The organism is Glutamicibacter nicotianae, from assembly GCF_006539525.1.
GTDB classification, from domain to species: Bacteria; Actinomycetota; Actinomycetes; order Actinomycetales; family Micrococcaceae; genus Glutamicibacter; species Glutamicibacter nicotianae.
In genome coordinates this window covers 1-19,907 of sequence record NZ_BJNE01000020.1, presented here as the reverse complement: position 1 = coordinate 19,907, position 19,907 = coordinate 1, and the positions used below count along the sequence as shown (strand labels likewise).

The window sequence follows — 19,907 nt, the reverse complement described above, 5'->3', positions numbered from 1 at the left end:
CACCGGCCCGGAAGTGACCCTAACCAAATCCGGCCATTATTTCGGTGTGCTGACCAGAGAATTTATTCTCTACTTGCTAGCAGCTTCTGCGGATCGGCAACCGAAATTGCCGTTCGCACCAGCAGCAATCCAAGCACGACGCAGGCAATGACCGTAATGACTGTCAGCGGCTGGAGCAGGACGGCGGCCCCGGCCAGGGGCAGCACGAGGATTGTGGAGGCGATGGCGAAACCGATCGAGGCAGTCAGCGCCGGGATCATGATCGACTTGGTGCGCGCGGCGTTCATCGTCGTGTAGGGCATGCCCAAGCGGTTCAGCCCGCGATACAGCGGGGCACGGTCCAAGGTGCTGGCGCTTTGCGAAATCGCTGCCGAGGCGGCCACGCAGATGAAGCTGATGGCAAGGGTCACCAGCACGCCGGTGACGATATCTGCCGGCACATGCTCCATCCAGGTGCCCTGGCCGAATTCATTGCCGGGCGATGCCATCAGGGCGGCACCGCTTCCGCCCACCACCGCGACGAAGGAAGCCATGGCCACCCCGGAGACCTGGCGCCAGGACTCGACAGGGCTTTCCAGGATCATGCGGGCCGCCAGCAGCTGCTGCGGAGTGCTGGCCTTGCGCAGCTTGCCCTTGCCCACCTTGGCCACCAGGTACGGGCCGAGAAGATTCATCACCAGCAAGCCCAGGCCGAATCCGCCCGCTATCACTGCGATGATCGCGGCGATGGACTGCATGAACTGGCCCATGTTCGAGAACAGCGCGTACAGCAGCAGGATGCCGCCGATACAGATCACCGCGCGCAGCCAGCTGGGGGTGGGCACCGTGCTGCGGGTTGCCACTGCCAGCGGGGTGATAACCAGCTTGCGCAGGCCGGCAGCTGCACTGCCCGCCGAGAGGAGCACGATAGCGGCTACCGCTACCGCCAGCACCCACAGCGGCAAGTAGATGGCTGAGCCGATCGGCGCACCTTGGAACGGAATCAAGGAAGCCAACGGGGCTGCCAGGAAGTACAGCGCGATACCGGCGAGCGCACCGGCCAGTGCCGTGCCTGCTGCCTGGAGCACTGCCACGAGGCTGATCTGCGCACCGGTGGCGCCGAGCAAGCGCAAGGATGACAGGGCCCGGTCATTGGAGCGTGCGGAAAGCCGGGCCGCGGCCGAGCCGAGCACCAGCAGCGGGACCACCAGCAGCACCACGGCGAAGATGGCCAAGGGCAGATAGGTTCCCTGGGCTTCGAGCTCGAAACTGGTGAAGGAGTAGGCGCCGCCGAGCACGATCAGCAGGATCGCGCTGACCATGGCGTAGGCGCTGGCGGTCAGGATCTGCGGTGCCATCCGGGATTTCGCCGGCCGGCCGAACATCCATGAAAGGTGCAGGATATTCACTGCTGGGCACCGTCCTTCGCTGCATTCGACGGGTGCAGGCTGTCGCTGGTCAACTGGCCGTCCTGCAGCTGCACAATGCGGTCGCAGCGTGCGGCTACGTTGGGATCGTGGGTCACCATCACCAGTGATTTGCCGGCGCCGACGGTGCAGCGCAGCAAGGTATCGAGCACCTCGAATCCCGTGGTCGAGTCCAGGGCGCCGGTGGGTTCATCGGCGAAGACCACCATGGCCCCGGTGACCTGTGCGCGGGCTATGGCAACGCGTTGCTGCTGCCCGCCGGAGAGCTGGCCGATGCGGCGTTGCTCCATCCCCGTCAGGCCCAGTTCGGCCAACGCTGATCCGGCGCTGGCAATGGCGGCATTGCGTGGCACCCCGTTGATCATCAGGGCCATGGCCACGTTCTCCTCGGCGGTAAGCTCGGGAATCAGCAGTCCGGATTGGAAGACGAAGCCGAAGTATTCGCGGCGCAGCTTGGTGCGCGCCTTGTCCTTGAGCCCTTGGATATCCACCGGTGCCCGGCCCGGGAGGTTCAGCATGATGCTGCCGGCGTCTGGAAGTTCGATACCGGCCAGTGCGTGCAGCAGCGTGGATTTGCCGGACCCCGAGGGACCCATGATGGCCAGCGATTGGCCCAGTGCAATCTGCAGGTCGATGCCGTTCAATGCGGTGGTGGAGCCGAAGCTGCGGTAGAGTCCGCGAGCGTCGAGGACGGGTGGATGGCCAAGGGAATTTTCAAGCATGACCCAATGTTTTCAATCGTGTGCCCTTACGCGCATCGGCGCAGGGGGCCAAGTCGCTTCCGGCCGGGCTCATCCCCCGGTAGGAGTTGCCGGCGCCGTGTTCACAACTACAGCAGGAGCAGTCAGCGGCAAATGAAGCTGGAATTGTATACGCAGCCATTTTGCGCGCCATGCGTCCGCACCCGGCAAACCGTGGCCCGAGTGCAGGAATTGCTGCCCGCGTTGGAGGTCGAAGAGATCAACGTCGTGGAGCAGGTGGCCCGTGGCGAGGAATTGGGAATCACCAGCACCCCGGTCATCCGGCTATTGCAGGACGGCACAGAGAAATTCCGTGCCAGTGAGACGCCGACTATCAATCAGCTGTTGACCGCTATCGCCGGATCCAGCGACTAGTCTCACGCCGGCTGCGAGGCCAAGGTGCACGATTTTTGCCCCTTCATGGGGAAGAATAGATCAAGTGATTACTGTGCCCGGCGTCCACCATGAATGCTTCGAACGTGTTTTAGCTGACTCTTCCAACCGCATCGAGTGGCTGCGGGCACGAGCGCAGGGCATCACGGCAACGGACGTGGCCAAGCTGTCCACCGAGAAGTCCATCAAGAATGCCGCGTGGGACAAGCTGTACGGCAATGGCTTCTCCGGCAATCCCTACACCGACCATGGGCGCAAGCGCGAACCGGTCATTGCCGCCTGGGTCCAAGAGAATTTCAATATTTTTCCTTCCACCCAGCTCTTCCACTCGCAGCAATCGAAGCTGCATCTGGCAACTCCCGATGGCCTTGGCTTTGACGCTTCGGGGGTTCCGGTATTGGCTGAAATCAAGACCACCAATAAGCCGTTCAAGAAAATCCCGAAGAACTATCTGCGCCAGATCCTGTGGCAGCAGCACGTGATCGGTGCCGAACGCACGCTGTTCGTCTGGGAAGAACACGACAATTTCGTGCCGGTGCGCGCGGTTCCCGAATACCTCTGGGTGGAACGGGACGATGATTTGATCAGCGATCTGATTGGCAAGGCCGAGTCGCTGATCGACGCATTGCGCGAGGCGACGGCCCGCCAGGAGCGCTACAACGACTACGGGCCTGCGGCGTTGCGGCTTTGATTTCACCGGGAAACGGAAATAGCCACTGAAACCAGTTCGAAGGACTGGAATCAGTGGCTATCTCTATGCCATCAGACTGGGTTGCTCGGGATCATCCGGGGATCTGGCAGGCAGTCAGGGTAGTTTTCCACCAGCTCGGCCAGCAGCTTCTCGCGCAGCATGTTGCGCAGGTTCCACAGGTCCCCGGCGTTGCGCGCAGATAAATAAATGGTCACTGTCTGCAAGCCATTTTGGGCATCCGTCACGAGTAGCTCATTATCCCGGCCGTCCCACCAGTCGGAGGACTCAAGCAGTTCGGTGCTGCGCTGGCGCAAGTAGGCAATCGGCGCGTTGAGCTTCAGCTGCAGCGCAACATTTCCGGAAATCTCGGTGCTGCGCCGCGACCAGTTCTCGAACGGCGTGGTGGTGAAGTAGGTCGATGGCAGGATCATCCGGCGCCCATCGATCAGATGCACGACGACATAGGAGAGGGTGATTTCCTCGACGGTGCCGCGCTCCCCTTCGACCACCACCGTGTCATCCACGCGAATGGAGTCGGTGAAGGCGACCTGCAAGCCGGCGAAGACGTTGGCCAAGGTTGATTGCACGGCCAAGCCGACGACCACCGATGCCAGACCGGCCGAAGCCAACAGGCCGGCGCCCAGCGCCCTGACCTGTTCGATTGTCAGCAGCACCGCGGCGACGGCAAGGATGCACAGCACCGCGATCAGCACGCGGCGCATCAGGCCGACCTGCGTCTGGACCTTGGCAAGCCTGCGTCCTGGGCCGAATCTCGACTCGAAGCGTGCCATCATGCCGGCTTCAATCACGCGCACCAGCTTGATGATGAACCAGGTGAGGAAGAAGACCAAGACGATCAGGATGGCGAACTGCCAGGGGTTGTACCAGGGACGATCGCTATAGAAGACCGCGAAGGCCGACTTCGCGATGATCGATGTGACCATGCCGAAGAACGGGAATCTGGTGGCTTTCACATCGGCTTCATCCACGCCGATCCGGCGCAGCACGCGGCGTGCCACGCCGCTGAAAACGAATGCCAAGATTGCGGCTACGAGCGCGCCAATCAGCAGGACAACCCAGAATTGCAACGATTCGGGGAGGAAGCTTGATGCTGTAATGACTTCCTCGACGGTTTCGTCTAGAGGTTCAACGGGGGTAGGAGACATGCTTTAAGCATGTCATATGGCGCTAAATAAATGCTGTGCGGAACCTTCGTCCCACCATATGGTTCGGGAGGTTTCCAGCACCATTGCAGAACCGTCTCAGTGTGGTTCCAATTCCTTTTTGCCCTTGTGCTTCACGTGCTCCAGGACTTTAGTAGATTCACTGGCAGTATGCTCTGCCAGCAGGCGCAAACCAAGAAAGACGGTGATCCCTATGCGCCACGGAAAAATCGGAATCGCGCTGGGCGCGGTGGCGGCGGCCTTGCTCGTGGTGACGCCGGCTTCCGCGGCGGCTCCGGCGCCGGCCGCGCAGGCATCCACTTCCTGTCCAACGGTCTATTGGGGTTCTTTGGCCAAAACCGGTTCCTTGTCTACGCATTCCACGGTTCAGGATCTGCGTACCGGACGCCATTTGTGCTTTGACCGGCTGGTCATTGATCTGGCAGGACCGGCTGCCAGCTACTCGGCAAGGTATGTCAGCGAACTGACTGGAATCGGTTCCGGACTGCCGGTGGCCACCACGGGTGGGGCCAACTTGGAAATCCTGGTGCAGGCACCAACAGCTCCGGGGTTCAATCCCGGAGCGAAGGTGAAGAATCTGGGCTATACGACGTTCCGCCAGTTGGTCTGGCTGGGCAGCTTTGAAGGCCAGACCAAGGTGGGGATCTCCACCAGGGCCCGGCTTCCGATGCGCGTGTTCACCCTGGCTGGACCTGGCGGCGGTTCACGCTTGGTCATCGATGTTGCGCACCATTGGTAAGGAAGGTCCGCTTGCATGATGCGTTCGCAACTTTTTGCGTGACCTAACACGTAACACCGGGTCAACCTGCTGGTTAATGTGCCACCATGCTAAGTATGTCGCGCACATTCTCTTATCAGCAGGTTGACGTCTTTGCACCCACTGCTTTCAACGGCAATGGCCTGGGAGTCGTGTTCAATGCTGACAGCCTGAGCGATGACCAGATGCAGCACTTTGCGCAGTGGATGAATCTTGCTGAAACCGTATTCTTCGTCGAACCGAGCGACGAGGAAGCCGACTATGCCATCCGCATTTTCACCCCGAGCACCGAGCTTCCCTTTGCCGGCCATCCGACCCTTGGCGCTGCCCATGCCTGGTTGGAATCCGGTGGGGAAGCCGGCCCGTCCGGCCATCTGATCCAGCAGTGCGGCGCCGGCTTGATCCCGGTGCGCGTGGAGCGCGAGAGCAGCGACCGGCACTCGCGGCGATTGGCTTTCCTCGCTCCCCCGCTCACCCGCTCCGGTCCTTTGGAGCCGGATGTCCTGCAATGGGCGATTGCCGGTCTGGGCATTCGCGAGGAAGACGTGGTGGACCACCAGTGGCTGGTCAACGGCCCGCATCCTGCCGGCCTGGTGCTGCGTGACGCCGATATCGTGCTGGGTATCGAACCGGACTACGTGGCGCTCCAGGGGTTGGAAGTCGGCGTCATCGGCCCCTACACGGCCTCCAGCGTCTCGCAGAGCGTGTGGCAACCGCGCGGATCGGTCATCCCGCGGGTTTCCGGGACCCGTGAAGAACTGCGTCCCTTGGACTTTTCTGATTTCGAGCGTTCCGAGGAGCGTTTCCGCAATGTGGTGCTCCAGCCTCCCGCCGACTATGAGGTGCGTGCCTTCATCCCCGGCGAGGCCGTTCCTGAAGACCCTGCCACTGGTTCGCTGAACGCCGCGTTCGGCACCTGGCTGACGCAATCCGGGTATGCGCCGCAACGCTATACGGTACGCCAGGGCACCCGCCTGGGTCGTGAAGCGATCCTGCATATCGAAGCGACCGAACGCGGTGTTTGGGTCAGCGGCGATGTCGCCACCCGCATCTCCGGTGATGTGAGCTTCGACTGATTAACCTTCATAGGTTCGCTATCGGTTCCGCAACCGGCGAATAGGGAATAGCCTTGAGCGGTGCCTGAAACTGCGAATCCCGAATCACACTTCGACAGAAAAGCCGCGTGGCGAGCCCTCTGGGCATTGGTCATCGGCTTCTTCATGATCCTGCTGGACACCACCATCGTGTCCACCGCGATGCCTGCCATCATGAAGTCGCTGGATGCCGACATCTCCAGCATCCTGTGGGTCAACAGCGCCTACCTGCTCACCTTCGCCGTGCCGCTGCTGGTCACCGGAAGGCTCGGCGACCGCTTTGGCCCGCGCAACATCTACCTCATCGGCATGGTGGTCTTCTCGCTGGCCTCGCTGTGGTGCGGCCTGTCCGATTCCCTCGGTTCCCTGGTGGCAGCACGCGCCGTCCAGGGCCTGGGCGCGTCGATGATTTCCCCGCAGGCCATGACGCTGATTACCCGGCTCTTCCCGTACCAGCACCGCGGCGCGGCCATGGGATTGTGGGGTGCGGTGGCGGGCATCGCCTCGCTGATCGGACCGATTGCCGGCGGCTTGCTGGTGGACTCCGTTGGTTGGGAGTGGATTTTCTTCATCAACCTGCCCATCTCGGTTCTCAGCCTGGCCATGGTCTTCAAGTTCGTTCCCGCGCTTGAAGCCCATGCGCATTCCTTCGACTGGTTCGGAGTCTTCCTCTCGGCGCTGGCCATGTTCTGCTTGGTCTTCGGCATCCAGGAAGGCGACGCCACCAATTGGGAACCATTTATTGGCCCGCTGAATTCGTGGCATCTGATCATCATCGGCATTGTGCTGATGGGTGCCTTCGTCTGGTGGCAGTCGAAGACCAAATCCGAGCCGCTGGTGCCACTGCGCTTGTTCACGGTGCGCAATTTCTCGCTGGCCAATGTGGCGATCACGTTCATGGGCCTGACGATCGCGACCATCGCCTTGCCTATGGTGTTCTTCCTGCAGAACGTGCGTGGTCTGAGTCCGACCGAGTCCGCATTGATGATTTCCCCGATGGCCCTGGTGGCGATCTTCATCGCTCCGCAGCTGGGCAAGAAGGTCAATCAGCTCAGTCCGCGGATCCTGGCTGTGCCCGGGTTCTTCCTGTTTGGCGGTGCCACGGTGGCCTATGCCTTCATGATGCACGCCGATATCCCGCTGTGGGCCCTGCTGATCCCTTCGGCGGTCCAAGGCGTCGGTTCAGCCATGATCTGGCCGTCCCTGTCGCTGGCGGCCACCAAGGACTTGACCGCGCGTGATGCCGGTGCCGGTTCGGGAATCTACAACACCACCCGGCAAATCGGTTCGGTCCTTGGGTCGGCGCTGATCGCGGTGATGATGGATGCCCGTGTTTCGGCGCAGATCGCGCAGGCGGACTCCAAGGATCCTGCGGTGATCATGGAAGCCATGTCTGTCGGCTTGGGGCAGGCGTTGATGCTGCCAGGCTTCATCGCCGTGGCCGCCGTGCTGGTTGTTGCGTTCCTCAGCGACGGCCAGAAGGCCCGGCGCTAGGCAACGCGTCAAAGGCAAACGCCTGATCCATGACGTGAACGTCGGTGGATCAGGCGTTTGCCTTATGGCCCTTAGACCTTGTCTTCAGGATCTTCTTCGTTGTCGCCGTGCTTGAACTCGTCGACCTTCTCGCCGATTTTCTCCTGGGCATCAGCTGCGAAGCTCTTGATGTTCTCGCTGGCGTCTCCGGCGAATTCCTTCGCGTTTTCGACTGCCTCGCCCAGCTTCTTCTTTGCATCATCTAAGAAACCCATTGGTTCTCCTCTTAGCTTGTGGTTCAAATATGGCCGCTGAAAACCGCAGTCTTCAAGATCAACTTAAGGCCAGCTGAGCGCTTTGCTCAAGCGTTTATTTCGCTTTCTTGATCTTCTTGGCTGCCTTGCGGCCAAAGATCAGGGCCACCGCAATACCTGCCAGCCAGACATCCTTGGCCAGGGCGGTGCCGTCCGCGGTCGGACGGATGCCATCGGATTCCGTCATGCCCGGGGTGCGCAGGTAGGAAGCCAGCAGCACGCCGGAGAAGGCACCCAGGCCCAAGCCCGCAAGACGCGATGGAATCAGCGGAAGCAGCAGGGCGCTGCCCAGCGAGATCTCGCTGATGGAGACAGCTTTGCCGAAAACTGCTGGTTCCAGCTCGGCCAGCTGCGGCACGCCGTTGGCTGCCATCTGCTGCAGGCCTGCCGCGCTCGCTTCATCGATGCGCAACTTGTTGATGCCGCTGTTGAGAATGAACGCGCCACTGACCAAACGTAGCGCGGCGTTTGCAATCGAGATTCCCATGGGCCCTCACTTCTCTTTCTTTTAGTCCAGAAATGGCGATCTTCTATAGAACGCCCTGATGTTCAGCGTAGTCATGGGCGCAGTAGTTCACAATCATTTGGGCGGCGCGCAAAGCTGAACCCAAGAATCTCCCAGCTTGAATCATGCTAAATTCGTGAATCATGATCGCTTCTTCCGCAGTTCCCCCAGCAGCCTTAGATCTGCTCATTACGCAGGGCTTCGATGCCACCAGCGTCGATGAGCTGGCAGCTGCCGCCGGTATTTCCCGTTCCACCTTCTTCCGCCGTTTCGGTTCGAAAGAGAACATGGTCTTTGCCGACCAGGAAATGATCATTGCGCACGTCGAGACCACGCTGGCAGCCTCGTCGGTTGATGCGATCACTACGCTCATCGATGCAGCGCATGTAGTTTTCGACCAGTACACGGTCAATCCCGAAGGAGCAGCGCTGCGCCACAAGCTGCTCTCCTCGGTGCCATCGTTGCGCGAGCGCGAGCTGGTTTCCACCCACCGATACGAACGCGCATTCTATGGATTCTTGAAGCGCCGTGACTTGGCGAAGACCGCATCGGAGAAGTCGCTGTGCCTAGGCGTCAGCGCCGGTCTGGTGGCCATCCATAATGACCATCTGCGCAGCTGGCTGAAGGATGCGCACAGCACTGACCGCACCAAGCTGGCCAACGACGTACGCCAGTTCCTCAACCGCTTCGCAGATCTGCTCGACCCGGACCAGAAGGCAACCCCTGCCAAGCCCGCGGCCCCCAGCGTGGTGGTCTCGGTGCTGGACGCCGCCGCCGAGGAGAAGGATATTCTCCAAGCGGTCTCCCGCGCACTTAAAGAGCACGGAAAGTAATCTGCCCCCACACCTTGAAACCTAGTTTCTTGACATGGCACTGCGTTCCACTAGTCTAGTGAGTGAAACTTTTTCACCCTAGCTATTAGGAGCACCTGAAATGTCCCAGCTGGAGACCGAATTCGAATTTCCCGCAGGCGTTGTTGAACCCGAATACGACCTGTGGTCGGAGGACGTCAACACCGACCCGACCGGAGTCTTTGCCGAAGTCGGCGAAGCGGACAATGCTTGGCGCGCCAAGGCCCGCGAGTTCATCCTCGATGAGGTTAAGCACGACATCCACGAGTACTGGGACAAGGCCGACTACCCGCTGCACCTGATCAAGAAGCTTGGCGACGCAGATCTCCTGCGCGATGGCCTGAATCCCGAGGGCTACGTGGAAATGAGTCCGCTTGCTGCCGGCCTGGTCAACATGGAAATGGCCCGTGGCGATGGCTCCGTCTCCACCATTGTCGGCGTCCAGGGCGGCCTGGCCCTTCGCTCGGTGCTGTACTGCGGCAACGAAGAGCAGATCCAGAAGTACGCCATCCCCATGCTGCGCGGCGAGCTCCCAGGCTCCTTCGCGCTGACCGAGCCGACCCACGGTTCCGACTCGGTATCGCTGGAAACCCGAGCAACCAAGGTCGAGGGCGGCTATCGCCTGAGCGGCGAGAAGAAATGGATCGGCAACGGCTCCATCGGCGGCGTGAGCATCGTCTGGGCTCGTGATGACGAGGGGAAGGTCCGCGGCTTCATCGTCCACCAGGACGCCGAGGGCTACAAGGCCACCACCATCGAGAACAAGCTGTCCCTTCGCGCCATCTGGCAGGCGCATATCCGCATGGACAACGTCTTCGTTCCGGATGAGGATGTGATGCCGGAAGCCAAGAGCTTCAAGGACACCTCCCGCGTCCTGTTCGCCACTCGCCTGGGCGTCGCCTGGTCTGCCGTAGGCCACGCGACCGCATGCTACGAGTCGGCAGTGAACTATGCCAAGCAGCGCGTGCAGTTCGGCCGCCCGCTGGCTGCCAGCCAGATCGTCCAGGAACGGCTGGCGCGCATGCAGTCCGAGCTGGCCACCATCCAGGTTCTGGTGATGCAGGCGGCCAAGCGCGAAACCTCCGGTGAGCTGACCGGGCCGCAGGCTTCGCTGGCCAAGTACACCGCCACCCGCACCGCACGCTCCATCGCGGCGAATGCCCGCGACCTGCTCGGCGGCAACGGCATCCTAACCAGCAACCGCGTGGCCCGCCACTTCGCCGATGTGGAAGCGATCCACACCTATGAAGGCACCGAAACCGTGCAGGCTTTGATCATGGGCCGCGACATCACCGGCTTCTCCGCCTTCGCTTAGTACCAGGACGCAGGAAAGCACGCCGGGACCTGGCTCAATCTGAGCCGCGGTCCGGGCGTGCTTTTTCTATTGCTCGCCCAAGCGCTTCTTCGTCTTTGCGGTGGCCACGTGATCCCACGGATTCTCCGGCCAGGGATGCTTCGGGTAGCGCCCGCGCATTTCAGCACGCACCTGGGCATAGGGTCCATTGAAGAAACTCACCAAGTCATCGGTCACCGCCAGCGGCCTGCCACCTGGCGACAGCAGATGGAATTGCACCGGCAGCTTGCCATTGACCAGGCGGGGCGAGTCCTCCAGCCCGAAGCATTCCTGCAGTTTCACCGCGACAACCGCAGGACCAGATTCACCGACCTCGGGGTAGGCCACGGAAATTCTCGATCCCGAAGGAACCTGGAGCCGCTCGGGCACCAGGGAATCGAAATCATGGGCATGCTCCCAGGGCAGCAATGTCCGCAATGCCGAATACAGGTCGACCTTGGCCGCATTCGTGCCGGAAGCAATCTTCCGCAGTACCGGCTGCAGCCAATGATCTGCAGCGTCAACCAGGCTCTGGTCGTCAACCCGGACAAAAGGTTCCCCGAGCAAACGGCGGGCCACCGCCATGCGCCGGCGCAAGGCATCGAATTTCTCGTGGGTACCGAAGAAGCGCATGCCCTGCGTGGCAAGGGCACTGGCCACAGCCTGCACCCCCAGTTCCTCGGTGGCCTTGATCGGATGGGCTGCAAGCTCGATCTCGCCGAAGCTTTCGATCCGGCGGGCGGTGATCCTGCCGTCGGACATTTCTGCCACCTCACGCATCTGGTGCATCTGCGGCAGCAGGTCTATGGCCGTCTCCAAGTCAATGCCGATAGCCCGCCGGATCATGGCCTTGGATCCGGTGCGGGACACCTCGGCGACCGCGAGAAATTCTTCATGCATCAGCGCGCTGCCCCGAGGCAGCGTGGCCCGGGTTCCCGAGGCCAGGAGGTACTCGTCCGGCCCGGTCTTGCGGGCAATCCATTGCGGGTACGCCAACGCGCACACCCCTGCCAATGCCGTGGCTGCCGATCCAGCCTGCCTTCCGGTGCTCGGCCCCGCAGCTCCCACGAGCTTTTCCAGGCGCTGCGCTTCATGCTTCCAGGCGCGGTGCGCCGGATGCGAAATCCGGGCCACCGCGGCCAGCAGCTCGTTCAGGTCCGCGCTGGCGATGCGCTCGGAGCTGGCCAGCAAGGCAACAGCATCCGCAGCAGCCCGGGCACCGAAGATCCGGCTTCCCTCCAGCAGCGCGCGGGCGGCACGCGGGTCCGCTGGAATCTTCATCATCTGCTCGCCCAGCGAGGTGATCTGGCCTGCCTCATCCACCGCGTCCAGGCTGCGCAGGACCTGTTCGTCGCTGGCCATGGCGCCAGTCGGCGGAGCCTCCCACATGGCAAGCCCCTCGCCACGCGGGGTCCCCCACGCCGCCAGCGACAAGCCCGCGGCCACCAGATCTCCGGTTCGGATTTCCGGCGTGGAGTGCGCTGGTGCGGCGGCGAAGGATTTCGGATCCAGGGTGCGCACCACCTTGCCCGGCCCAAGGCGTCCTGCACGGCCCGCCCGCTGGGTGGCTGCGGAACGGCTGGCCACCACGGTCATCAACCCGGAGAAGCCGCGCGAGCTGTCTCGGCGCGGCTCGCGGGCGTAGCCGGCATCGATGACCAGGTGCACCCGCGGCACCGTGACCGATGATTCGGCAATGGAGGTGGAGACGATGATCCGCGGGTCGCTGCCGGGTTCCGGTTCGCCCAGGATCCGGTCCTGTTCCTTGGAAGAAATCTGCGAGTGCAAGGCAAAGACCGGCACGCCTGCGGCTGCGATCTGCGAGCAGACGCGTTCGACTTCCCGAACGCCGGGCACGAAGACCAGCGTGTCCACCGGGGTGTCGCTGGCCGCATTGGCTTCCGCCGCATGGCGTACCGCGACGGACGCTACATGGCGCAAGTAGTCGTCGTTCAGCCCGCGTTCGGTATTCCTGATCCCCGCGAAACTGTCGAAGGCTTCTTCCACCTCGAACTGGGCGGTCTGCGCGCTGAGCACCGGTGCTGCCGTATCGCGCACCATCAGCTCCGAAAGCTCGCTGGCATGTAAGGTAGCACTCATCACGATCAGCGAGAAGTCATCGCGCAATTCGCTCACCTGGTTGACCATGGCCAGCAGCAAATCGGTATCAATCGACCGCTCATGGACCTCATCAATGATCACCGCACTGATACCGTCAAGATCCGGATCCGCCAGCAGCCGGCGCAGCATGAGGCCGGCTGTCACGAATTCCACGCGGGTCTGCGCCGACGCTTTGCGTTCCCCTCGCACGGCGAAGCCGACGCGCTGCCCTACCGCCGATCCATCCAGCTGGGCGAGGCGGCGGGCTGCCGCGCGGGCGGCGACACGGCGCGGCTGGGTCACGATGACCTTGCCGCCCAACCCGGCCTGATGCAGCGCGTTGGCTACCGTGGGCGGAACGATGGTCGTCTTGCCGGATCCCGGCGGAGCCTGGATCACCAGCGGCTGCGCGGGATTGGCCGCCACGGATACGAAGAGCTCTTCCCTGCTGGGCCCGAAGGCCAGGCCGGAAGAGATCCGGTTCAGGTCGAAGGGGGCAAAACTCATGCCTGGCGACCTGACCAGAAGGACTTGATGGCGCTCACTACCGGTTCAATCGGGTACAGGGTGCTGCCGTGGGTCCGGCCTGGCAAGGCCACCATGCGCGCATTGGGCAAGGTGCGGACCATGATCTTGTTCTGGTCGAAGCGCGGCTGGTCCCTGGTGCCGATCAGCAGCAGGGTCGGGATCCTGATCTTCGCCAGCTCGGACACCTCGATGTTCTGCAGGGTCTCGGCAGCTTCGTAGTAGGCGGCCAGCGCCAGCGGGTCGTTGGACTTGAAGGCCAGTCGGGTGGCTGGATCCAGACGCCCATTCTTTTCCTGCCCGGTGACGAAACCTTCGATATCGCCGTTGCGGAGGACATCAAGGTAACCAGGAAAGAAGAGCTTCCCGATTTCGCCGGGGGTGATTTCATAGGTGCCGCCGAGCATGATCAGCGAAATCACCTGCTCGGGATGGTGCATGGCCATGTGCAGGCCGGTGCGTGCGCCGAAGGAGTAGCCGACGATATGGATGCGTTTGATGCCCAGATGATCCATGACGGCGTGGATGTCGCTGACCACCTTGTCCATGGTGTAGTCGGCTACGTCGTGGGATTTGGCTGATTTCCCATGTCCGCGCAGGTCCATGCGGATGGTGCGGTGGTTCTCGCCGAGCGCCTTGGTGTAGCCGAGCCCTCTCCAGATGGAGCGTGACAGGGCGGAGCCGTGGAGGAACAGAATCGGTTCCCCGGCGGCCCCGTCATCGTCAAAGAAGATTTCGGAACCGTCTGCGGGATTATTGATCATCGGCATGCCTCCGATTAAATCCTGTAGCGGCGGTGAAGTCGAAATCAGAGTTCCGTCCCGCCCTCGACAACCGCGTCGAATAGGTGAACACTGAAGACACAGGGTCAGGCCACCCGCTGGGGGTGGCCCACGGAAGTTGGGAGGAAGAGCATGCCTGAACAATCAGCTGCTGGGCAGCCCGATGGCGTTGAAGAGGAAAAGCTGCGGCTTGCCGAAGAGGAAAAGAAGCACCATGACGAGCACGATGAAGCGCTCGTCGAAGAGTGGGAAGACGAATCATTCCCCGCTTCGGATCCGCCCTCGAATTACTAGCAACAACTTTTCCTGAGAGACCGCACACGTAGTGTTCAGCTTTTTACAAGAATCAGCTCCTAGTGTGGTTAATACCTTCTCAAGGTGCGAGTGATCTAGATGAACCGATCCGCACAGGCGTTACCTCCTTGGCCTGGCGGGTCGGTTCATCATTTAACGCGATCCGCTAATCCTTTACGCACACAGCGGATTCACCTGGGCTCTATTTGTTTAGTTCAGACTCTGGCCTATTGTGGAAATTGACTTCTCATCGATTTCCGCTCGCCAGCGCTTGGCCTGGCAGAAAGGTGCCTCGTGGAATACGAACGCCTCCCGTCCATCCCTGAATTGCACCGTCCCTACACTGCTGCCGCAGACCGCTACGAGCATTTCGGCTACCGCCGCGTGGGCGAATCCGGCCTGCGCTTGCCGCCGCTGTCATTGGGACTGTGGTGGAACTTCGGCGACAATCGCCCCTTCGACACCCAGCGCGAGATCCTGCGCCATGCCTTCGACCACGGCATCAACCACTTCGACCTGGCTAACAACTACGGTCCTCCGGCAGGCTCAGCCGAAGAGAACTTCGGCCGCATGATGCTCAAGGACTTCAAGCCCTACCGCAACGAGCTGGTCATTTCGTCCAAGGCCGGCTACGACATGTGGCCAGGCCCGTACGGCACCTTTGGCTCCCGCAAATACCTGCTGGCCTCCTGCGAGGCTTCGCTGAAGAAGATGAATCTGGACTACGTGGACATCTTCTATTCGCACCGTTTCGATCCGAAGACTCCCCTGCACGAAACCATCGGCGCCCTGGATGCCCTGGTCCGCCAAGGCAAGGCCACCTATGTGGGCATCTCCTCGTACTCGGCAGAACGCACTGCTGAAGCCGCCGCCATCGCCAAGGACCTGGGGACCCCTCTGGTCATCCACCAGCCGTCGTACAACATCCTGAACCCATGGGTAGAGCACGGCCTGCTGCAGACCTTGGAAAAGGAACGCATGGGCACCATCGCCTTCACCCCGCTGGCCCAAGGCCTGCTCACCGACAAGTACCTGGAAACCACCGATGTGGTGCGCCAGGGCGGACGCCGTTCGCTCGAAGCCCAGCTGACCGATGAGAACCTCGCCAAGATCCGCAACCTGAACGAAGTCGCCAGGAAGCGCGGGCAGTCGCTGGCACAGATGGCCTTGGCTTGGCTGCTGCGCGAAGGTGCGGCAACCTCGGTGCTGATTGGCGCTTCGTCCACCAAGCAGCTGGACGAGAACCTTGGTGCGCTGGAGAACCTCGACTTCTCCGAGGCTGAATTGGCCCAGATTGCCAAGATCGCCCAAGGCGACGCAGGAATCGATTGGTGGCGGACCTCCGCCATCAGCTAGCGATCCACTGGTCACAGAGTAAATATCCGTGCTCTCGAGCCGTGCTTTCCAAGTCATGACTTGGAAAGCACGGCTCTTTCGCTCGCTTCTGCCTGCATCTTCATCCCTAGCCAAATTCCTGCTGTTCCTCGGTGGCTGAAAGCTGTTTCTGCAGATAAGCTCGGAGTAGACGCAATATGAAGTGAATTACATTCATTTATTGCGTGGAGTCCGCTAACGTTAGAGCCACGCGGCTTACGCTGGCCACTTTTGTGCAAACGACAGGAGCATTGATGAGCGCCCCAACCTACAAGGTCTTGAACCCGGCTACCGGTGAAGTTGTCGAGGAGTTCGACGCAGCAACCGACGAGCAAGTCGAGCAGGCATTGGCTGCAGCGCAGACCGCCTACGAATCATGGCAGGACGTCGACATCAACGAACGCGCCAAGATAGCCTCCAAGGTCGGAGCGCTCTTCGCCGAGCGCGCTGCCGAGCTCGGCAAGATCATGACCACCGAGATGGGCAAGCCGCTGTCCGAGGCCGTGGGCGAGGCAGAATTCTGCCAGGAGATCTTCGAGTACTTCGCCACCGAGGGCCCTGCATTGGCTGCGGACCAGGAGATCAAGTCCTTCTCCGGCGGCAAGGCCATCGTACAGAAGCGCCCGGTGGGCCCATTGCTGGGCATCATGCCGTGGAACTTCCCGCTGTACCAGGTGGCCCGCTTCGCGGCGCCAAACCTGATGCTGGGCAACACCATCATCTTGAAGCATGCAGAGTCCTGCCCGCGCTCGGCTCTGGCCATCCAGGAAATCATGGATGAGGCCGGCGTGCCTGCAGGCGTCTACAACAACCTGTTCGCCACCCACGATCAGATCTCGACCATCATCGCTGATCCCCGCATCCAGGGCGTTTCGCTGACCGGTTCGGAACGCGCGGGCGCTATCATCGGCGAGCAGGCAGGCCGGAACCTGAAGAAGGCAGTGCTGGAGCTGGGCGGATCGGATCCATTCGTCGTTCTCGACTCCGACGACGTCGCCGGCATTGCCGAGACTGCGTGGGGCTTCCGCATCGACAACACCGGACAGGCTTGCAACTCGAACAAGCGCATGATCGTCATGGAGGACATCTTCGATGATTTCGTTGCCGAGCTGACCCAGCGTGCGTCGGGCTTGAAGGCCGGCGACCCGATGAAGGAAGAGGAAGGCACGTTCGCCCCGATGTCCTCGCGCAAGGCCGCCGAGGATCTGCACGCACAGGTGCAGGATGCGGTCTCCAAGGGCGCGACCCTGCATGCCGGCGGCGTGCTGCACGACGGCCCTTCCGCGTACTACTCCCCTGCGGTGCTGAGCGGCGTCACCAAGGACATGCGTGCCTACTACGAGGAGCTGTTCGGCCCGGTAGCCGTGGTCTACAAGGTATCCAGCGACGAGGAAGCCACCGAGCTGGCTAACGACACCATCTACGGCTTGGGAGGTTCGGTGCACTCCACCGACGTCGAGCGCGCTTCCAAGGTGGCGCAGAAGCTGCAGTCCGGCATGACCAACGTGAACGCAGCCAGCGCGGAAGGTGCAGAAATGCCATTCGGCGGCGTGAAGCGTTCAGGCTTCGGCCGCGAACTTGGCCCGCTGGGCATGGACGAGTTCGTGAACAAGCGCCTGTTCTACGTAGGCGAATAGTCCGCCAAGCGCAGCGAGGGGCTGTTTCCTGATTATTCAGGAGACAGCCCCTCGGTTTTATCGGGTACTAGACGCTGACTTTTTCGTGCAGCTCTTCATTCCGTTTATCGCCCACAACCGTCTTCATTTCTGGAGCGGCCACATCGGCAGGCGCATCCTTGGCTGCCTTCTTGAACCAATTCGCTAAGCGGCTCCAGGTGACGTCACGGATGAAGATGGCATCTACGCCAACCATTGCCAAGGAGAACCACGGAAGGCCCATCAAAATGGCAATACCAATATGGAACGAAACCATCGCGAACAGCACAGGTATTCGTGTCCACCGGAATAGCAGTGCCCCTGGGAAGCTGACTTGCAGAATGATGGATCCAATACTCGCGATGGCCACAGACCAGCCCATAGTGGTTATCAGTTCGCTGATTTCGGGCCATGGTCCAAAGCGCATCGTGTGCAGCGGACCATAGACAGCCGTTCCTTCCTGCCACGGTTCACCGGTGGACTTGAACAAGGCACCCGAAACATAAATCATGAATACTTGGCAGGCCAAGGCGATAATGGCCAAGTTATGCCAAAGAGCGGTCAACGGGGCAGGCAATACATGGGCACCATTCCACAGCTTTTGGAACACGTTGCCGCTGAAGTCGGCATTGCGTCCACGACGGCGCGCATCAAGCGACCATCGGGCCGAGTGGTCAGTGAACATCATTAGGAACATGGCAATGCGCATCGCGTTGTCACCTTGATCGCTGCCGAAGAACGGGGTTTCAATGAACCCAATCCATAGCCACAGGAATATTGGAAGCAAGATACGTGCGCGGTAGCCAACTATGAGGGTTACAGCCAGAATCATCATCATTAGGAAGAAGATGGTCACCGACGTATCATTCTTCGCAATCGAGAAGAAGAAATCGAAAAAGCCGCTTTCGCCAAATGAGCTGATTGGTGCCTCAAGTTGCCCGGACCATGCTGCACCGCTTCCATAGGTGTAGAAACGGGTGTTGAAATTAGTCAGCAGCAGGCCTAATGCAGCCGACCCGAACAGGATACGAGCCACAGCGATGCCATAGAGAGCGCGTTTCTGGTCATACAGCCAGCCCTCAACGGCAGCAACTACGTTCTTGCAAACATTGAGGAAGTACGGTGGACCCTCACGCCAAAATGCGGACCATATACGAGCAATCGCGGTCAATACTTTCGAAGCTATATTCATTTACTTGCATTCACCGCTTCCAACGAGTTGAAAACCTTGGCGAAGTTTTCTTGGCTTTGACCATCCATTACCGTCATTCCACGCCAACCTGATTCGATGGTGACAGGCTTTGGCCGTTTCGCATTTTCATCATTCCTCTGCGAAAAAGGAATGACTCCTTGGCGACCCGCCCTGAACTGGATTCTAGTAATCTCTTCATCGCCCCAGACCGCCTTTGCAACTTGAGTGGCGTAGGCACTTGCCTGCTTTTCTGCGACCAGGAAATCAGCCGTTCTATTTTTCGAATTGCTCGAGTTCTTCGTAATTTGGCTATTGAGGCGGTTAGTCATGCGTTGAGTCCAGTCATCACCTTTGAAGTAACTGAGCTCGACTGATTCTTGCTGATTGTCGTTTAGTTTTCGCCATGAATTCTGGTAAACGCTTGAGAGCCGGTCTCCCGCTAGCGCGGCCCTCGGCGGGAAGAGATTGTGATGGATCATGTCCATTTCGCGCTTCACAGGATCAACCCATGCCGTGGTGCGTTCTTCGCCTGCATCATCCACGATGCTGACACGAACTTCGAAGGAATAGTCGCCATCGACCGGTTTGGGCGCAAATACCGACCAGCTTTGTCCAAACATGGGCATCATGTAGTTGCGCAACGCATTATCTGGAACTATTTTGCGAATCTCATTTGCGGGAGCCACCCAGAGGAACGTCGCAAAAATATGCCAAGCAGTGAGCAAGACACAGACGAATCCAACTAGCCGAAGCCATAACGGATATTTCCTACTCTTGGCGGTGCCAGAAGATACCGTCATTTCCCATTCCTGTCCGTTCGGGAATCCGATTTTCGCTCGTAGAATGGATCGTCATTCTACGAGCAGCCAATCGTCAATTTTATTTCTTATTTAGGGTTTTGCACCCAACATATTAAGCACAGAATAGACGATAAGCCGGGCTGACCCATGCGGTCAGCCCGGCTTGCCGAGTTTATTACAAGATCAAGCTACTAGGCACGCTTGCGACGAGCAATCATGATGCCCGCACCAGCCAGCGCCAGCAGTACTGCTGCACCGCCTGCCAGGAGAACACCCGATGCGCCGGTATCAGCCAGCTTGTCATCGTTCTTGCCATCGTTCTGACCGTTGGAGCTGGAGTCTTCGTCAGATCCATTCGATGCAGAATCGCCCGCGGATGCTGCGTCAGCTTCAGCGTTAGCGGTCGCGTCAGCGGTCGAATCAGCAGTCGCGTCAGCCTCTGCG

The 19,907-nt window shown here is 60.5% G+C and carries 20 protein-coding genes; 10 read left to right on the top strand and 10 right to left on the bottom strand.

Going from position 1 to position 19,907, the window contains the following annotated elements; all coding sequences use genetic code 11:
* Nucleotides 1-62 precede the first annotated feature (62 nt).
* Together ANI01nite_RS15070 and ANI01nite_RS15065 are read right to left on the bottom strand one after the other, a co-directional pair.
* Entirely contained in the window at nt 63-1,388 is a 1,326-nt protein-coding gene (locus tag ANI01nite_RS15070; RefSeq protein WP_141358958.1) for an FtsX-like permease family protein, read from the bottom strand.
* Nucleotides 1,385-2,128, bottom strand: coding sequence for an ABC transporter ATP-binding protein (locus tag ANI01nite_RS15065; protein WP_141358956.1), 744 nt, complete (start codon nt 2,126-2,128; stop codon nt 1,385-1,387). The genes ANI01nite_RS15070 and ANI01nite_RS15065 overlap by 4 nt, the downstream gene beginning before the upstream one ends.
* 132 nt (nt 2,129-2,260) lie before the next feature.
* On the opposite strand from ANI01nite_RS15065, the gene ANI01nite_RS15060 reads away from it, so the two are divergent.
* Nucleotides 2,261-2,521, top strand: a complete 261-nt coding sequence (locus ANI01nite_RS15060) for a glutaredoxin family protein (RefSeq protein ID WP_141358954.1) — start codon at nt 2,261-2,263, stop codon at nt 2,519-2,521.
* A 64-nt stretch (nt 2,522-2,585) separates the two neighbouring features.
* Nucleotides 2,586-3,230, top strand: coding sequence for a YqaJ viral recombinase family protein (locus ANI01nite_RS15055; RefSeq protein WP_233125401.1), 645 nt, complete (start codon nt 2,586-2,588; stop codon nt 3,228-3,230).
* Nucleotides 3,231-3,301: 71 nt separating this feature from the next.
* On the opposite strand, the gene ANI01nite_RS15050 is transcribed toward ANI01nite_RS15055, so the two are convergent.
* Nucleotides 3,302-4,396 (bottom strand): mechanosensitive ion channel family protein, encoded by a 1,095-nt coding sequence (locus ANI01nite_RS15050; protein WP_052254100.1) that lies wholly within the window; start codon nt 4,394-4,396, stop codon nt 3,302-3,304.
* Between the two features lie 211 nt (nt 4,397-4,607).
* Here ANI01nite_RS15050 and ANI01nite_RS15045 point away from each other — a divergent pair, with 211 nt between their 5' ends.
* The 3 genes from ANI01nite_RS15045 (at nt 4,608) to ANI01nite_RS15035 (ending at nt 7,759) form a co-directional block, all read left to right on the top strand.
* Entirely contained in the window at nt 4,608-5,153 is a 546-nt protein-coding gene (locus ANI01nite_RS15045) for an AMIN-like domain-containing (lipo)protein (RefSeq protein WP_141358952.1), read from the top strand.
* A 95-nt stretch (nt 5,154-5,248) separates the two neighbouring features.
* Complete coding sequence (locus tag ANI01nite_RS15040; RefSeq protein WP_233125400.1) at nt 5,249-6,247, top strand: PhzF family phenazine biosynthesis protein; 999 nt, start codon at nt 5,249-5,251, stop codon at nt 6,245-6,247.
* A 60-nt stretch (nt 6,248-6,307) separates the two neighbouring features.
* Nucleotides 6,308-7,759: a DHA2 family efflux MFS transporter permease subunit gene (locus ANI01nite_RS15035; RefSeq protein WP_141358950.1), complete on the top strand. Its 1,452-nt coding sequence runs from the start codon at nt 6,308-6,310 to the stop codon at nt 7,757-7,759.
* A 71-nt stretch (nt 7,760-7,830) separates the two neighbouring features.
* Here the strand turns inward: ANI01nite_RS15035 and ANI01nite_RS15030 are convergent, their stop codons facing one another.
* Entirely contained in the window at nt 7,831-8,013 is a 183-nt protein-coding gene (locus tag ANI01nite_RS15030) for a hypothetical protein (RefSeq protein WP_066141310.1), read from the bottom strand.
* Nucleotides 8,014-8,107: 94 nt separating this feature from the next.
* A complete protein-coding gene (locus ANI01nite_RS15025) occupies nt 8,108-8,539 on the bottom strand; it encodes a DoxX family membrane protein (RefSeq protein ID WP_100339263.1) in 432 nt (143 codons plus the stop codon).
* A 161-nt stretch (nt 8,540-8,700) separates the two neighbouring features.
* On the opposite strand from ANI01nite_RS15025, the gene ANI01nite_RS15020 reads away from it, so the two are divergent.
* Together ANI01nite_RS15020 and ANI01nite_RS15015 are read left to right on the top strand one after the other, a co-directional pair.
* On the top strand, nt 8,701-9,390 hold the full coding sequence (locus tag ANI01nite_RS15020; RefSeq protein ID WP_073707925.1) for a TetR/AcrR family transcriptional regulator: 690 nt from the start codon (nt 8,701-8,703) through the stop codon (nt 9,388-9,390).
* A gap of 100 nt (nt 9,391-9,490) precedes the next feature.
* The gene (locus ANI01nite_RS15015) at nt 9,491-10,723 is read left to right on the top strand and encodes an acyl-CoA dehydrogenase family protein (protein ID WP_141358948.1); all 1,233 of its coding nucleotides are present in this window, start codon (nt 9,491-9,493) and stop codon (nt 10,721-10,723) included.
* Nucleotides 10,724-10,789: 66 nt separating this feature from the next.
* On the opposite strand, the gene hrpB is transcribed toward ANI01nite_RS15015, so the two are convergent.
* The gene (gene hrpB / locus ANI01nite_RS15010; RefSeq protein ID WP_141358946.1) at nt 10,790-13,348 is read right to left on the bottom strand and encodes an ATP-dependent helicase HrpB; all 2,559 of its coding nucleotides are present in this window, start codon (nt 13,346-13,348) and stop codon (nt 10,790-10,792) included.
* Nucleotides 13,345-14,136 (bottom strand): alpha/beta fold hydrolase, encoded by a 792-nt coding sequence (locus ANI01nite_RS15005; RefSeq protein WP_255314568.1) that lies wholly within the window; start codon nt 14,134-14,136, stop codon nt 13,345-13,347. The genes hrpB and ANI01nite_RS15005 overlap by 4 nt, the downstream gene beginning before the upstream one ends.
* Before the next feature lie 144 nt (nt 14,137-14,280).
* Here ANI01nite_RS15005 and ANI01nite_RS16785 point away from each other — a divergent pair, with 144 nt between their 5' ends.
* The 3 genes from ANI01nite_RS16785 to ANI01nite_RS14995 all read left to right on the top strand — a co-directional run bounded on the left by ANI01nite_RS16785 (nt 14,281) and on the right by ANI01nite_RS14995 (nt 17,453).
* Nucleotides 14,281-14,442: a hypothetical protein gene (locus tag ANI01nite_RS16785; protein WP_162989337.1), complete on the top strand. Its 162-nt coding sequence runs from the start codon at nt 14,281-14,283 to the stop codon at nt 14,440-14,442.
* A gap of 294 nt (nt 14,443-14,736) precedes the next feature.
* Nucleotides 14,737-15,798: an L-glyceraldehyde 3-phosphate reductase gene (mgrA, locus tag ANI01nite_RS15000; RefSeq protein ID WP_284698466.1), complete on the top strand. Its 1,062-nt coding sequence runs from the start codon at nt 14,737-14,739 to the stop codon at nt 15,796-15,798.
* 272 nt (nt 15,799-16,070) lie between these two features.
* Nucleotides 16,071-17,453 (top strand): NAD-dependent succinate-semialdehyde dehydrogenase, encoded by a 1,383-nt coding sequence (locus ANI01nite_RS14995; protein ID WP_141358944.1) that lies wholly within the window; start codon nt 16,071-16,073, stop codon nt 17,451-17,453.
* Nucleotides 17,454-17,520: 67 nt separating this feature from the next.
* On the opposite strand, the gene ANI01nite_RS14990 is transcribed toward ANI01nite_RS14995, so the two are convergent.
* From ANI01nite_RS14990 to ANI01nite_RS14980, 3 genes are all read right to left on the bottom strand, one after another.
* Complete coding sequence (locus tag ANI01nite_RS14990) at nt 17,521-18,663, bottom strand: HTTM domain-containing protein (protein WP_141358942.1); 1,143 nt, start codon at nt 18,661-18,663, stop codon at nt 17,521-17,523.
* Nucleotides 18,660-19,463, bottom strand: a complete 804-nt coding sequence (locus ANI01nite_RS14985) for a DUF5819 family protein (RefSeq protein ID WP_141358940.1) — start codon at nt 19,461-19,463, stop codon at nt 18,660-18,662. The genes ANI01nite_RS14990 and ANI01nite_RS14985 overlap by 4 nt, the downstream gene beginning before the upstream one ends.
* Nucleotides 19,464-19,654: 191 nt before the next feature.
* A partial coding sequence (locus tag ANI01nite_RS14980) for an LPXTG cell wall anchor domain-containing protein (protein WP_141358938.1) occupies nt 19,655-19,907 on the bottom strand: 253 nt, incomplete at its 5' end.

Bases quoted from the DNA above. Each gene is read 5' to 3' on its own strand.
- ANI01nite_RS15065 (WP_141358956.1), bottom strand. From the start codon at position 2,128: ATGCTTGAAAATTCCCTTGGCCATCCACCCGTCCTCGACGCTCGCGGA.
- ANI01nite_RS15060 (WP_141358954.1), top strand. From the start codon at position 2,261: ATGAAGCTGGAATTGTATACGCAGCCATTTTGCGCGCCATGCGTCCGC.
- ANI01nite_RS15050 (WP_052254100.1), bottom strand. From the start codon at position 4,396: ATGTCTCCTACCCCCGTTGAACCTCTAGACGAAACCGTCGAGGAAGTC.
- ANI01nite_RS15045 (WP_141358952.1), top strand. From the start codon at position 4,608: ATGCGCCACGGAAAAATCGGAATCGCGCTGGGCGCGGTGGCGGCGGCC.
- ANI01nite_RS15040 (WP_233125400.1), top strand. From the start codon at position 5,249: ATGTCGCGCACATTCTCTTATCAGCAGGTTGACGTCTTTGCACCCACT.
- ANI01nite_RS15030 (WP_066141310.1), bottom strand. From the start codon at position 8,013: ATGGGTTTCTTAGATGATGCAAAGAAGAAGCTGGGCGAGGCAGTCGAA.
- ANI01nite_RS15025 (WP_100339263.1), bottom strand. From the start codon at position 8,539: ATGGGAATCTCGATTGCAAACGCCGCGCTACGTTTGGTCAGTGGCGCG.
- ANI01nite_RS15020 (WP_073707925.1), top strand. From the start codon at position 8,701: ATGATCGCTTCTTCCGCAGTTCCCCCAGCAGCCTTAGATCTGCTCATT.
- ANI01nite_RS15015 (WP_141358948.1), top strand. From the start codon at position 9,491: ATGTCCCAGCTGGAGACCGAATTCGAATTTCCCGCAGGCGTTGTTGAA.
- hrpB (WP_141358946.1), bottom strand. From the start codon at position 13,348: ATGAGTTTTGCCCCCTTCGACCTGAACCGGATCTCTTCCGGCCTGGCC.
- ANI01nite_RS15005 (WP_255314568.1), bottom strand. From the start codon at position 14,136: ATGCCGATGATCAATAATCCCGCAGACGGTTCCGAAATCTTCTTTGAC.
- ANI01nite_RS16785 (WP_162989337.1), top strand. From the start codon at position 14,281: ATGCCTGAACAATCAGCTGCTGGGCAGCCCGATGGCGTTGAAGAGGAA.
- ANI01nite_RS14995 (WP_141358944.1), top strand. From the start codon at position 16,071: ATGAGCGCCCCAACCTACAAGGTCTTGAACCCGGCTACCGGTGAAGTT.
- ANI01nite_RS14990 (WP_141358942.1), bottom strand. From the start codon at position 18,663: ATGAATATAGCTTCGAAAGTATTGACCGCGATTGCTCGTATATGGTCC.
- ANI01nite_RS14985 (WP_141358940.1), bottom strand. From the start codon at position 19,463: ATGACGGTATCTTCTGGCACCGCCAAGAGTAGGAAATATCCGTTATGG.